The sequence below is a fragment of the Pseudomonas sp. W5-36 genome (assembly GCF_046540455.1).
GTDB lineage: Bacteria > Pseudomonadota > Gammaproteobacteria > Pseudomonadales > Pseudomonadaceae > Aquipseudomonas > Aquipseudomonas graminis_B.
The window spans coordinates 1-13,235 of record NZ_JAXCIQ010000003.1; the positions used below are offsets into that span (position 1 = coordinate 1).

At 60.0% G+C, this 13,235-nt stretch carries 13 protein-coding genes and 1 pseudogene; 5 read left to right on the forward strand and 9 right to left on the reverse strand.

What is annotated here, in order from left to right; genetic code table 11:
* Nucleotides 1-231: 231 nt before the first annotated feature.
* The 3 genes from mksF to mksB are packed head-to-tail and all read right to left on the reverse strand — an operon-like array spanning nt 232 to nt 5,037.
* Nucleotides 232-3,066: an Mks condensin complex protein MksF gene (gene mksF, locus SLW74_RS05845; RefSeq protein ID WP_410928365.1), complete on the reverse strand. Its 2,835-nt coding sequence runs from the start codon at nt 3,064-3,066 to the stop codon at nt 232-234.
* A complete protein-coding gene (gene mksE / locus SLW74_RS05850) occupies nt 3,063-3,770 on the reverse strand; it encodes an Mks condensin complex protein MksE (protein ID WP_065991760.1) in 708 nt (235 codons plus the stop codon). The genes mksF and mksE overlap by 4 nt, the downstream gene beginning before the upstream one ends.
* Nucleotides 3,760-5,037, reverse strand: coding sequence for an Mks condensin complex protein MksB (mksB, locus tag SLW74_RS05855; RefSeq protein WP_410928586.1), 1,278 nt, complete (start codon nt 5,035-5,037; stop codon nt 3,760-3,762). The genes mksE and mksB overlap by 11 nt, the downstream gene beginning before the upstream one ends.
* A 144-nt stretch (nt 5,038-5,181) precedes the next feature.
* On the opposite strand from mksB, the gene SLW74_RS05860 reads away from it, so the two are divergent.
* Both SLW74_RS05860 and rimI read left to right on the forward strand, forming a co-directional pair.
* On the forward strand, nt 5,182-5,988 hold the full coding sequence (locus tag SLW74_RS05860; RefSeq protein WP_410928366.1) for an energy transducer TonB: 807 nt from the start codon (nt 5,182-5,184) through the stop codon (nt 5,986-5,988).
* Nucleotides 5,981-6,436 (forward strand): ribosomal protein S18-alanine N-acetyltransferase, encoded by a 456-nt coding sequence (gene rimI, locus SLW74_RS05865; RefSeq protein ID WP_065991762.1) that lies wholly within the window; start codon nt 5,981-5,983, stop codon nt 6,434-6,436. Before SLW74_RS05860 ends, rimI begins: the two co-directional genes overlap by 8 nt.
* 52 nt (nt 6,437-6,488) lie before the next feature.
* Here the strand turns inward: rimI and SLW74_RS05870 are convergent, their stop codons facing one another.
* Nucleotides 6,489-6,902: a serine kinase/phosphatase gene (locus tag SLW74_RS05870; RefSeq protein ID WP_410928367.1), complete on the reverse strand. Its 414-nt coding sequence runs from the start codon at nt 6,900-6,902 to the stop codon at nt 6,489-6,491.
* A gap of 160 nt (nt 6,903-7,062) precedes the next feature.
* Between SLW74_RS05870 and can the strand changes: the two genes are divergently transcribed.
* Complete coding sequence (can, locus tag SLW74_RS05875) at nt 7,063-7,704, forward strand: carbonate dehydratase (protein WP_065991764.1); 642 nt, start codon at nt 7,063-7,065, stop codon at nt 7,702-7,704.
* A gap of 118 nt (nt 7,705-7,822) precedes the next feature.
* On the opposite strand, the gene SLW74_RS05880 is transcribed toward can, so the two are convergent.
* The 3 genes and pseudogenes from SLW74_RS05880 to SLW74_RS05890 all read right to left on the reverse strand — a co-directional run.
* Nucleotides 7,823-8,989, reverse strand: a complete 1,167-nt coding sequence (locus tag SLW74_RS05880) for a hypothetical protein (RefSeq protein WP_410928368.1) — start codon at nt 8,987-8,989, stop codon at nt 7,823-7,825.
* 120 nt (nt 8,990-9,109) lie between these two features.
* Nucleotides 9,110-9,973 carry a methyl-accepting chemotaxis protein gene (locus SLW74_RS05885; protein WP_410928587.1) on the reverse strand — a complete coding sequence of 288 codons (864 nt, stop codon included), beginning with the start codon at nt 9,971-9,973 and terminating at the stop codon, nt 9,110-9,112.
* Nucleotides 9,968-10,798 (reverse strand): annotated as a pseudogene (locus SLW74_RS05890) (MCP four helix bundle domain-containing protein); the annotation flags it as partial. The pseudogene SLW74_RS05890 and the gene SLW74_RS05885, both read right to left, overlap by 6 nt.
* Nucleotides 10,799-11,014: 216 nt before the next feature.
* Between SLW74_RS05890 and SLW74_RS05895 the strand changes: the two are divergent.
* Complete coding sequence (locus SLW74_RS05895) at nt 11,015-11,287, forward strand: BrnT family toxin (RefSeq protein ID WP_192132518.1); 273 nt, start codon at nt 11,015-11,017, stop codon at nt 11,285-11,287.
* Nucleotides 11,247-11,528 (forward strand): BrnA antitoxin family protein, encoded by a 282-nt coding sequence (locus tag SLW74_RS05900; RefSeq protein ID WP_410928369.1) that lies wholly within the window; start codon nt 11,247-11,249, stop codon nt 11,526-11,528. The genes SLW74_RS05895 and SLW74_RS05900 overlap by 41 nt, the downstream gene beginning before the upstream one ends.
* 13 nt (nt 11,529-11,541) lie before the next feature.
* Here the strand turns inward: SLW74_RS05900 and SLW74_RS05905 are convergent, their stop codons facing one another.
* Both SLW74_RS05905 and SLW74_RS05910 read right to left on the reverse strand, forming a co-directional pair.
* The gene (locus tag SLW74_RS05905) at nt 11,542-12,192 is read right to left on the reverse strand and encodes an HD domain-containing protein (RefSeq protein WP_410928370.1); all 651 of its coding nucleotides are present in this window, start codon (nt 12,190-12,192) and stop codon (nt 11,542-11,544) included.
* A gap of 141 nt (nt 12,193-12,333) precedes the next feature.
* On the reverse strand, nt 12,334-13,221 hold the full coding sequence (locus tag SLW74_RS05910) for a metal ABC transporter substrate-binding protein (RefSeq protein WP_410928371.1): 888 nt from the start codon (nt 13,219-13,221) through the stop codon (nt 12,334-12,336).
* Nucleotides 13,222-13,235: the final 14 nt, after the last annotated feature.

Here is a 13,235-nt window from a genome sequence, read left to right on the forward strand (position 1 = left end):
ATGCATCGCCGATGGTAGTGTGGGGTTTCCCCATGTGAGAGTAGGTCATCGTCAAGATTAAATTCCAGAACCCCATTTGCGAAAGCAGATGGGGTTTTGTTTTTGCGCGCGAAAAAGTTTCAGGCTGTACCAACAGCCAACAGCCAACAGCCAACAGCCAACAGTCGGCCAACTCACGCCCATAAAAAAGCCCCGCATCACTGCAGGGCTTTCTACTACCTGGCGACTTAGTTACTCGCTGAGCGTTTCAGTGGCTGGGGTTACTTTCACCGGAGCAACCTCGTCACGACGCTGAATGTATTTCCAGTCCGCCTCGTCGATGTAGATCCCGGCAGGCCCACTGCCGCCTTCAAGGTCAATCGCCACATGGGCCGAGACTTGGGGCTTAACGCTCGCCAGAATGGGGACAAAGCCCAGCTGCAAGCTTGTTTCCAGCAGTGCTGCCTGGTTTCTTTCATCGATGTCAGCGGCTTCGTCGAGGTAGTAGGGCAGACGAATTCGCCCGGCCTGCTCGCGATCCATGAGGTGCAGCAAGAGGTACATGTTGGTCAGTGCCTTGATGGTCATGGTCGTGCCGTTGGACGCGGCGCCATCAATGTCGGTGTGGATAACCGGCTGGCTGTTGACCTTGGTGATCTCGAATGCAAGTTCAAACAAGTCTTTCAGACCGAGCTGGTTGTGGTTAGCCGCAACCAGGCGTGCCAGATACTCCTTGGCCTCCTCGTTCTTGTTGTCCTGCTCGGCGCTCTGGCTCAGATCGAACACCGACAGTGTTTCGCCCTCTTCGTACTGACCGGCGCTGTGAATGATCTGATCGATGTGCTTGAGTGCTTCCTTGTTCGGCGCGAGAACAATGCGGAAGCTCTCCAGGTTGGAAACCTGCCGGCGATTGATCTCTCGGTTGAATAACGCCAATTGGTGCTCGAGGCTGTCGTAGTCGCTGCGGATGTTGCGTAGCGTCCGCGCGATGTCGGTCACAGCAGCACGCCGCGCCTTCCCCAGGGTAAGGGCCTCATCAGTGCGATGAGCATAGGCGTTGATCAGCAATTGCAGACGCCGCTCCATGTCGTCCTCGCTGTCGAACTTCGCAACGCCTTTCAAACGAACCTGCGCGTACAGTGCTTCGATCTGACCATCGCAGCGCAAGAGGCCCTGCCAGCTGTCTTGGTAGTCATTGAGCAGCGGCAGCAAGTTCTCCAGCGAGTCATCCACCGGCTCCATGAACGGCGTACCGAAGGGCAGATCAGCGGGGAGCAGCTGTCGACGACGCAGCGCGTCATCCAGCGTGCGTTGCTTGGATTCGAGATCGCCGATCTGACGACCGATCAGCTGCAGCTTGGCTGACAGCTGTTGAACACGCTCGGTGAAAGCATCACTGGCGCGCTTGAGCTCGTCTTGCGCCGCTTCCATCTGAGCCAGCTGCTCAAGCTTCTCGCCTTCTTCAGCGCTCAATGTTTGAGCGCGGCGGAAGTCTTCGAGCGCTTTCTGCGCATCCAGCACCTGCTGGTACAGCGCTTCAGTCTGGGTTTTGCTCGCCGCACGGTCCGCTGCTACGGCTTGCTGCGTCTTGAGTTGCTTGAGCTCTTTCTCCAGGCGCTCCTTCTGATCCCGCAGCGCGGCGCGATCGGCCAGCGCCTGGAGGGCAGGGGGCTCGATGTTCGACAGATTGACCGTCAGGCCGGGCACTTCGAAGCGCTCGCCCTTGAAACCATCGAGAATCGCTTCGAGGGATTTGACCCACGCGTCGCCATCATCCAGCGCGATGCCTTGCTCGCCCAGTGGCAAGCTGAACAGCGCGCTGTTGAACAGGCGCATGAGGCGCTCGACATCAGGTTGCGAGAACTCTTCGCGCAGGCGGGCATAGCTGTTGTTGTCCGCATGATCGAGCTGTTGCTTCACTGACTTCAGACGTTTTTCCAGATCACGAAGACGCTCATCCAGATCCTCGGCGCTGAATTGGCGCGACTGCGCAAGGGCACCGGCCAGTTCATCATGAGCATCTTTTGCAGCCAGTAGCTGCTGTTCCAGAATCCTGACGTCGTCGACCAGCGCGAAGCGGTTCTTCAGGACCGCCAGTTCGCCGATCCAGCGCTGGATGTTGCTGATTTCGCGCTCCAGCCGCATCAGCTCTTGCGTGCCGCCGCGCTGATCGTTCTGCAGCGAATCCTGTTCGTTACGGTAGTGCTCGCTCTGGATGACCAGCTCTTCTTTGCGCGCATTGGAGTAGTCCTGCCATGTGCCCAGCAACGAGTCGAGCAATGGCGACAGGCGATGCAGCTTGCCCCGCAGGATGTCGCGCTGTCTGACGCCATTGGCCAACGCTTCGACCAGCGGCCCGGCGAGCACCAGGGCGTTGTAGTCTTGCTCCATGCGTCGTACGTCACGGAACGCTTCTTCGCACGCTGCTATGTAATCGACGCTGCCGGAACGCAGGCTGTGCTCGAAGGCGTCGAGGAACAGCTGCTTGAGTTTGGCAGCAGTGATCTCGCGCATGTGCAGCAAGTTGATGAACAGTGCGCGGAAGGTCTTCAGGCTTTGTTCACTGGTTGAGCGCAGGGGAATCAGCGTCAGGTCCAGCGGAATCGACGTGTGGCCACCGACCAGCAAACGGCGCAGTTCATCGGGCTTCAGCTCATAGGCTTTCACGCCCTGGCTTTCCAGATTGGCAAACAGCTCCTTCTGGCGCAGGCAGGTGTCGTTCTTCTGGTAGTGAGCCAAGTCCAGTTTGCCGGCATACGCGAAGAACTGGTGACCGAAACCGCCGCCCGGGCCGCGACCGACCACGCCAATCACATGGGGGCCGTGGGGCAGGGAGACCTCGACGAGGATGTAGCTGGTATCAGAGGCGAAATAGAAGCGGCGCGATTGATCAAGGCTGTATTTGCCGAAGCTCATGTCCGACATGCGCGCGAGAATCGGGAACTGCAAAGCGTTGATCGACGCACTCTTGCCCAGGTTGTTCGCGCCGTAGACCGACAGCGGATGCTCCAGTGGGAACAACCCGAGGCTGTAACCGGCCGTGTTCAGCAGCGCGAAACGGCGTATGCCGTAGCGTTCCTGGCTCATGCGTCATGCTCCTGTTCTTCAGCGATCGCCCGGGCTAGCGCTTGCTCTTCGGTTTCTGCGGGTTCATCGAATTCGGTGAGGTCCAGCGGATCGTCGGTTTCCAGCAGTCGCTCATCGCTGTCATCGTCGATCAACACCGGGGCTGGCAACGGCAGTGCGCTATGCAAGCTGGCCGCCAGATCACGGTCTTGCTGTACGGACAGGCAGACGTCGAGGAAGCGATGCATGGGCGGCAGGAAGCGATAGATACCGACTTCTTCTGCGGCGAATCCCAGCTGGGTCATGCGGCGCATGATTTTTTCTTCCAGCTCTTCCTGGGTCTGGACTTCAGCTTGCAGGAACAGATCGCGGTACTTTTCCAGCAGCGATGGCAGCTCGTCACGGCCCAGGCTGCCGCCATCGAGCACAGCGACCGGGTCGCGGCCCTGATCGGCCAGGTGCTCGACGAGGATGAACGTGAACAGCGCCAGACGTTGGGCCGTCTTGTTGACCTGTGCGGCCGCCAGATCAGGCACGAAGTAGTAGAAACCACGGGTGTCGCAGACCAGCTCGAAGCCCAGCGCCTTGAACAGGCCGCGGTACTGATCCTGCAGATTGGACAGCTGCGCGTACAGTTCGGGGTCGCGGCGGCTAACGTGGTAGCCCTTGAACAGCTCGCGGAAGATCGGCGCCAGCTGGGTCATTTCGGATAGATCAAGATGCATGGGCGGTGCCCTCGGAATTCTCTGGGGTGGCGTCTTTGCTCGAGAGCAGGGCGAAGGAGCGCAGGCTGACGCGGTGCTCCCGGGTCAGGTATTCGCGGCGCTCCAGGCGCTCGCGCTTGAAGCGTTTGTCCCGCGACAGGCGCGAAAACCAATACAGCAACTCGTCGGTCGCGCCGGTGGGCTCCTGCTCCAACAGCCAGATCATCAGATCCGGCATTGGCAGGGCGTCTTCGCAGCGCTCCACCATCTCTTTGACCGTACGCGGCGCGCGCGGCGGCTCGCCCTTTCGGGTGATGTTGGCCTTGGGGAACCGCGCGGGCTTGGGCTCGAAGCGCGCCAGCGCATACACGTACGCTTCAACCTGATCGGCACTGCCGAGGAAGGTGCTTTGCGGGCGGGTGAACATTGGCATCGCTGCTTGCGGCACAGCGTCCAGGCCTCGTCGACGAATCGCCGACAGCGCGAGTGCCGCACCGCGGGTCACGGCGTTGTGGCGACGCGCTTCTTCACGCAGCGGCAGCAGCAGTTCACGCGCATGACGCAAGGTCAGTTGCGCGCTGGTCTGCATTTCGAGGATGCGCGCATGGGTGCGCAGCAGCATATCGTCGTCTACCAGATGGCCGAGACGCTGCTGGTCGGTGAGCATGCGCAGCAGCACGTTCTCTACCTTGCGCACGCCCTGTTCGAAGGCGCCATCGGCGTTCACCAACTGGATCATCGGCTCGACGTATTCATCCCAGGTCGCCAGCACCTCTGCGTAACGCTGACGCAGCGGAATCTGTCGATCACTGGTCTTGGCGCGTTCGGCCACGGCTACCAGTGCCTGCTCATCGTTGGCGAGCTTCTTCAGTACATCGCGCACGCGCATATCGAGCAGGCGCAGTTGCCGGGCCAGGTCACTGGCGTCGCGGGCGTCGAAGGCTTCCTGTATGTAGCCGGCCAGCCGTTCGAGGTGGCGCAGGTACGCTTCGATTTCCAGGCACAGGCCCAGCCGATGCTCGCGCCGCAGGTACGACAGGAAATCGTGGATCTGCGCGTTCAGCTCGAAACGGTTCGGGCTTTTCGCGACCGGGACCAGAATGTCGAGCCGAATCCAGACGTCCAGCAGAGTGGTGATGTCCTGGGGCGTGCTCTCCAGTTGCTGGGCCGCCAGCTGCAAGCGCAGTTCGCTCAGGCTCAGAGTGCCTTGGTCGAAATGCTCGCAGAGTGGCTCGAGAAGCGCCCAGTGTTCGGCAAGGGCGCGCAGGACGCGCTTAGGTTCGATCATCGGATGGTCGCTGACTGGCAAATAAAAGCGGCGATTGTACTGCATCGCCGGGATCGTTTTTCACCCTCAGTCGATCAACAGCGGCGGGAAGCGATGAAGGCCTGTAGAATCTCCCGCCTGACTTTATCCACAGGTAGCTGACCTTTGCTCAACGAGCCTCGCCGTCGCGCTTATCTGACCGCCATGCAGGTGGTCAGCTGGCTGCCGCGCACTGAATTGCCTTTCGCCGCGCCGTCGCGTCCCGAGCTGCTTGCGCCCGTACCGCAGATTGAGGAGGCGCCTGCGCCGATGGTTCAGGCGGATGCGCCTCGCGCGCCGGATCGCGATTCGCCCTCCGTCGCGCCGACACCCGTTGTGCGTACCGTCGAGCGGCCGAAGATCGATATACCCCGCCCATCCAGTGCGCCCAAGCCAAAGCCTGTGCAGGAAGAAGAGGCCGCACCGGTCGTGGTCAAAGCGCCTGTTGCGCCGCCGCCACGGTTTGCCCTGCAACTGCTGCGCGCCGGGAGTTGCCTGTTGCTGGTGGAGTTGGTGACCGGCGAGCCGTTTCAGAGCCGCGACCCTTCCTATCTGTTGCTCAAAGACATGCTGCGCGCCGCCGGTTTGCCGGACAGCCCGCAGATCATCGGCGAGCCTGTGCGCTGGCCGCTGCTGGTGCGCGGGCAAATGGATCAAGGTCCAGAAGCGGCGCGCGATTTCGTTCAGGGTTTTCTGTACGCCCGGGTCGAAGAACAACCCTGCACCTGCCTGTGGCTGATCGGACTTCCGGCGCTGCGCTTTGCGGCTGAAACGGATGCGGAATCCTTCAATCTCGAACTCCAGGTTGACGGCCTGGGCTTGGCCTGGGCGCTGCCGGGTCTGGAACTATTGATGGACGAGCCGCAGCGCAAGGCCGAAGTGTGGCGCTCCATGCGTCGGTTGATGGGCCGTTGGAAGACCGTAGATGAATGATGCAGTAACGTTTCGCCGAATGACCGAAGCTGACCTCGATGCCGTCCTAAAGATCGAATACGCCGCATTCAGCCATCCCTGGACGCGGGGCATTTACCTTGATGCGCTGAAGTCATACGAAGTCTGGCTGATGTTCGAAGGCAGTCAACAAGTGGGGCACGGGGTGATCAACGTGATCATCGATGAAGCGCACTTGCTCAATATCACCGTCAAGCCGGAGAGTCAGGGGCGCGGCCTGGGGCTGGTGCTGCTTGAGCAACTGATGAAGCGCGCCTATGAGATGAATGGTCGGGAATGCTTTCTTGAGCTGCGTGACAGTAACCGATCGGCCTACCGTTTATACGAACGTTATGGCTTCAACGAAATAGGCCGGCGTCGGGACTACTACCCTGCAGTGGGCGGACGTGAAGACGCAATCGTCATGGCCTGCACGCTGTTCGAAGAGTAGATGGCCTTCATGGGGCGAACCGGGTTCGCTCCCACGAGACTGAATGCGCTGATCAGATGCCAGGCTTGCCGTCCAGCGGATCAAGAATGGCCATTTCTTCTTCGTCCAAGCCATCCCCACCGCCAATGTCATCTTCATCGACAATGCTCAGGTCCAGATCAGCCGGGCCGTCTTCGCCGGCTTCACGAGGCGAACGCGCTCCGTCTTCCCGGATCAACGTTTCAGGACTCATGTCATCGTCGGTCGGGTTGTGATCTTCGGTGGAAGCACCGGTCAGCCCGGCTTCACGTACGCGTTCATCAGGGATCAACGTGTCGAGTTCATCTTCAGGGATGACGTCGCCAATGCGCCCGCTCGGCTCATTGTTGTCGTTGAAGTTAAGCTCTTCCATCGATCCCATGCGGTCTTCGTTGTCATCGATGGGCTCAGGTTGAGTGGCATCGAATGGACGGCGTGAATCGTTCATGGCAAATCCTCAATAATGTCGGGCCTAATGGGTGGACCGGACGACATGGCGAAGATTCCATTCAGTTCCTGATCGGTGCCGCACATCGGTCGATCACTGCGCGTGACTTGAAGCGCCGAGCCCCAGTCATAGCTGAGCATCATTTCCGAGGCATCAACGCATGAACGAACTACAAGACTTGATCGACAACAACGAACGTTGGGCTGCCGCCATCAAGGAAGAAGACCCCGAGTTCTTTGCCAAGCTGGCGCGCCAGCAGACGCCAGAATTCCTATGGATCGGTTGTTCGGACGCCCGTGTACCCGCCAATGAAATCGTCGGCATGCTGCCGGGCGATCTGTTCGTGCACCGCAACGTGGCCAACGTCGTGCTGCACACCGACCTCAATTGCCTGTCGGTGATTCAGTACGCCGTCGATGTGCTCAAGGTCAAACACATTCTCGTCACCGGTCACTACGGCTGCGGCGGCGTGCGCGCCTCGATGCAGGATCGCCAGTTCGGCCTGATCGATGGCTGGCTGCGCACCATTCGCGATCTGTACTACGAAAACCGTGAGCTGCTGGCCAAGCTGCCGACGGAAGAAGAACAAGTCGACCGGCTGTGCGAGCTGAACGTGATTCAGCAGGTCGCCAACGTCGGCCACACCAGCATTGTGCAGAACGCCTGGCACCGTGGGCAGAAGTTGTCGGTCCACGGCTGCATCTACGGCATCAAGGATGGGCGCTGGAAGAGTCTGAACGCGACCATCAGCGGCCCGGAGCAATTGCCGCCGCAGTATCGTCTGCGTCCGCAGGGAGAGTGATCGGGTAGGGCAAGCGTCCATCCAATGGTAGGAGTGAGCTTGCTCGCGATAGCGTTAGTCAGGCTCATCTATGTGAGTTGAAGACAACGCGAGCAAGCTCACTCCTAGGATCGATGCGTTAAAGCTGAGCGCTCTTCATCTGGGGCAGCGGCTTCTGCAGCTGCTTGATCTGCCGCGACACCTCGCCTGTCCGGCACTTCGCTGCCGCCTGATCCGGCGTCAACTTGCGGACCGTGTTGAAGAACAACTTGCAGGTTTCAACCTTGTTGGTCACCTGCCAGTGGGTCGTGCACTGGTTCAACAGCGCCGCCGGGTCGGTCGTTGGTTTCTGGCCCATGCCCGCTTGCCAGCACGCCGCGCTCAGGTCTTGGCCCATGACCTTCAAACCGGCTTCATCCGCCTTGGCTTCGTCCCCGCCGTAATTGCTTTTGTCCGCTGCATTCCAGATATAGCTCGGGTGATTCGAACCCAGCACCGCGACGCTTTGCCCGCCAGCCGGGCTGATGCTCGCCAGACCTAACACCGGAACCGTCACGTTGTACTGCTGCTTGAGCCAGGCGCGTACCGGCGCACCGAACGCGACCATCGGCAGCGATGAGCCCGCCGCGCTTTGCGTCAGCTGCTTGACCATGTTCGTCTGGTAATCGGTAAAGTAGCTGTAAACGTTTTCGAGGTCCTTACCGGCGTTCGAGGGCGCAGCAATGGGCGCGATGTCGATGATGGTTTGATAAGCCGGCGTCTGCTCTTTGGGGATGCCGTTATCCGTCAGCAGCTCGGACCAGCGGTCGGTTGTGGCCGAGAACAGATAGTCCTGAGCCTGAGTCAGGGAGTAGTCCGGCGGGAAATGCAGCAGCTCGACGCTCTTGCGATTTTCCAGCGCCATGCCCAGCGGCAGAAACAGATACCAGTTGTAGGCAAATTTGTTATCGGCGTTGAGTTTGCTCGCGCCGGCGTAGGCCAGGTCGCCGGCGTCGAGCAGCGCTGAAAGTGGTTTGTCGTAGCCTTCCGGCACCCCGCTGATGTCGGCGTAGATCACGTCGTTGTCGTTGTGTACCGCAACCTTGGCCACGCCGTACCCGTCACGCTGCACGCTTTGTGTGAGGTAGTGCTCGACGGTCTGTTCGAGCGTCCAGTTTCGGAAGCAGATGACATTGCAGTTATTCGGGTAGGCAAACAGGTGTGTGACGCGTTCCTTGCTCCCCAGTTTTACGCTGACGTCAGCCTGGGCGGTGATGCTCAGCGTCAATGCGGTCAGGGCGATGCTCAATACGGCTGTTTTTTTCATGCTCATGTCCTTGTTGGCGTAGACACCCCTCTGCGTGGGTGGTGTTTCGATCATGAAACACTTGGACAGGGCTGGGAATGGGCGGCGATGACTGCGGGCTGTTTTTTAATGGCGCGCGTCTTACAGCACAAACCGCTGAACCATCGTGTTCAGGTCGGTTGCCAGCATCGACAGCGCATTGCTCGCCACCGTGGTTTGCTGAGCGCCCGACGCCGATTGCGTCGACAGGTCACGAATGCTGCTCAGGTTGCGATCAACTTCGTTAGCCACTTGCGCCTGTTGTTCGGCGGCGCTGGCGATCAGCATGTTCCGGTCGCTGATGGTCGAGGTTGCGCTGATGATGACGGTCAGTGCGTGACCAGTGGCAGCGGCTTGCTCCAGGGTTAGATTGGCCTGGGCCGCGGTGACGCGTAACGTTTGCGCGGTTTCCTGAGTGCTTTTCTGCACATCGTTGATCAGGGTCTCGATCTCGGTGGTCGACGCGCTGGTGCGTTGGGCGAGTGAGCGGACTTCATCAGCCACCACCGCGAACCCGCGGCCCGCTTCACCCGCCCGTGCGGCTTCGATGGCGGCATTCAGTGCAAGCAGGTTGGTCTGGTTGGCGATCGCCCGGATGACCTCGAGAATCTTGCTGATGCTCAGCGTGCGCTCGGCGAGACCGTCGGCCTGGTGAGAGGAATCAAGAACGTTGTCGGTCAGCTCCTTGATCGAATCGATGGTGCCGGTCAGGCGCATACGCCCTTCGGCGGCCGCTTCGTTGGACGCCTTCGATTCGCTCGACGTGCTGCTGGCATTGTCGGCGACTTCCCCGGCAGCCTGACTCATCTGGTTCACGGCAACTGCCGCCTGCTCGATCTCATCGTTCTGCAGTTGCAGGTTTTTGGCACTGGCATCGGCAATCGCCCCCATCTCTTGGACGGACTGGCTTAGCTGGCGAGCTGCGGCATAAATCTGATCGATCGTGCCGTGCAGATTGGCGCGCATCAGGCCCAGGGTTTTGAGCAATTGAGCGGTTTCATCCTTGCCTTCCGGAATCGGCTGCGGGCTCAGATCGCCTTGGGCAATGGTGCTGGCAATGTGCAGCGACTGACGCAGGGGGCGGATGATGCTCAGGCTGAGCCGCCATGCGAGTAACAAGGTGAGCACCAGCGCCACCACGATGGCGCTGACGGCGATGATTCGGGTCTGCTGGAACCGCGCGCCGGCCGCTTCGACGGTGCCCGCCGCACTTTGCTTGTTCAGCTCGCGCAGCAATTGCACCTGCATGTCCATCAGGTCGCCCTGCAGGCTCAGCGTGGTGTTGAGCAGCATGCGCGCGTCGTCGAGTTTGCGTTGCTCGACCAAAGCGATTTCGTCGTGCAGCCCCGGCATGAAAGCGCCATAGGCATCTTGAAGGGCTTTGATGGAGTCTCGCTCGGTGCTGTCGGTGGCGTGGGCAAGGTAATCGGCGAAGCCTTTTTCGACTTCGTTCTTCAGCTGCTCGACATTGATCTTGCTGGTCACTACCGCGCCGGGGTCGTCGGCATTGGCGATCAGCCTGGCGCTCTCGCCACGCAACTTGATCAGGTCGATGGCGACCGCGTCGGCCATGGCAATACTGGGCAGCGATCCACTCTCAACCGCCTCCCCCTGATCGCGGATGCTCTGCATCTGCAACAGGCAGAACACACCGAGCGCCACCAGCAACAGCGCAGTCACGCCGAAGCACAGCACCAACCGCTGGGTAATCCTGAAACGACGCAGGAAAGCAGGCCTGGAAGAAGGACGGACCACACGACGCAATAACCTTTTCACTGCCACCCATCCCATCGACGAAAACACCGGAGAGATGGTTATAGAGGTGTTCCGTGATGTCTTTGTGACATTGTTGGAGATGTTTCTGAATTGTTGCGGTACGGTCAGATGCTGGAGGCCAGCGTGACGTCAGCAGGGATACGAGTGGGCATTGTCAGTGCTGATTGTGGGATACGTCTTTGCAAGCCTCGGCGGCCTTGCTCCGTTATTTGCTGTACATACAATAATTCAATGCAGATAATCTTCGACATTGCAAAACGCGACATCACCTTTCTGAAGCGTGGCCTCGACTTTAGGGATGCCGGCTTGGTATTCGCCGGCAGGCATTTGACCCTCGAAGATTGCCGGCAGGACTACGGGGAAACCCGATATATCACGGTTGGAGCGTTGTCAGAACGTATGGTTGTCCTGGTCTGGAAACCGCGCGGCGCGGCTCGCCGTATCATTTCCATGAGAAAGGCCAATGAGCGTGAACAAACCCTCTACCGGCACCGACTGGGTTGATCCCGGCGATGCACCCGAATTGTCAGATGCATACTTCGATCATGCTGATGAATATGTGGGTGACCAATTGGTCAAGCGTGGCCGACCACGTTCTGTGATTGTGCGGGAGCGAATTACCATTCGCCTGGAGCACGACGTGGTGGAGCAGTTCCGGGCATCAGGACCCGGCTGGCAAACGCGTATGAATGCTGCACTGGTCGACTGGCTAAAAACCCATGAGCCGGCCGAAATATCGCTATGACCTTCCACGCACCCTACGCACCAATCTCCTCCATAAACTCCCGCAAGAACCGCTCGGCCCGTGCGTGCCTGACCTGCGCCATGTGGCGCCCCGTGACCGTTTGAAAGCCCTGCGCCAAGGTGAAGATCTTGGTTGTGAAGTGATCGACGGCGAAGCGTTTGTCGTCCAGATCGCGCTGTTGCGCCTGCGGATCGACCGGGTCGTAGAGGTGGGTGCCTATGCGCCCGGACACGTAGAACAGCCGCGCCACACCGACCATGCCAAGGGCGTCGAGACGGTCGGCGTCTTGCAGGATCTTCGCTTCCAGCGAGGTGGGCGTGATGTTGGCCGAATAGCTGTGGCACTCGATGGCGTGGGCGACGGCCTGGGTCCGCTCTTCGTCCCAGCCCATTTCTGCGAGCAGTTCGGTCGCCTTCGCCGCGGCCAGGCGTGAGGCGCTTGAGCGAAAGGGCGAGTTCTTTTCCACGGAGACGCAGTCGTGGAGCAGGGTGGCGGCGAGCAGGATCTGGTGATCGCCTCCCTCTGTGTCACGAATGGCGGAGACGTTGCTCCAGACCCGGTGCAGATGGGATACGTCGTGGGAGCCGTCGAGCCTCTCTGCCACGGTGTGGGGAATCAGGAGGTCGGCGAGGGGCTGAAAAGGCGCGAAGGAGAGGGCGGTCATGGATCATCCTGTCGATGTCGGCGAACGGGGCGCCAGCATACAGATTGACCCGCATCAGTGCTGCCGGTTCGCTGAGCCGGGTTGCTGATCCCTGCCACGCACGTCGTGCAGCAGAGATCAGTCAGCCGTTGCGACGTTGCATCACTGGCCTTTCATGGCCGCCGCCAGCTTGTCCACGTTGTAGCGAAACATCGTTACGTACGTCGCCGCCGGGCCGTCTGCGGGCGACAGCGATTCCACATACAGCTCGCCGCCCGGATGCGCGCCGCTGGCTTTGGCGATCTGTTGCACCAGGCGCGGGTCGCCAGAGTTCTCGAAGAAGTAGGCGCTGACGTGCTCCTGCTTGATCTGATTAATCAGCTTGCCAACGTCAGCCGCCGAGGCCTCGGTTTCAGTGGAAAAGCCCAGCGGTGAGAGGAAGGTCACGCCGTAGGCATCGCCGAAATAGCCGAAGGCGTCGTGGGACGTGAGCACCTTGCGCTGTGCGACCGGGATAGTGCTGATCTGCGAGCGGGCGTAGGCGTCCATGTCCTGCAGTTGGGCGATGTATTTGTCACCGTTGGCTTGGTAATCGGCGACATTTTCAGGGTCGGCTTTCTGCAGGGCCTTGATGATGTTTCTGACGTAAACAACGCCGTTTACCGCGCTGTTCCAGGCATGGGGGTCGGTGATCTTCTTGCCGTCTTCTTCCATGCTGCGGGTCATGATCCCGTCAGACAGCACGACGGGTTGGCCTTTGTAGCCGGAGGCGGTGATCAGCCGATCCAGCCAACCCTCCAGATGCAACCCGCTGACGAACACGACGTCGGCTTTTTTCAGTGCCTGGGCGTCATTGGGCGTGGGCTCGTAGACATGAGGGTCGCCATTGGGCCCGATGAGCGAGGTCACGTGCACGTGATCGCCACCGACGTTGTGCACCATATCGGCGATAACGGTGAACGAAGCGACAGTCTCCAGGGTTTTTGCCTGGGCGAAGTTGGCCAGGCCCGACAACGCCAGCGCGGCGGTCAGAAGCGTAAAACGTTTCATGGTGGTTTCCTTGC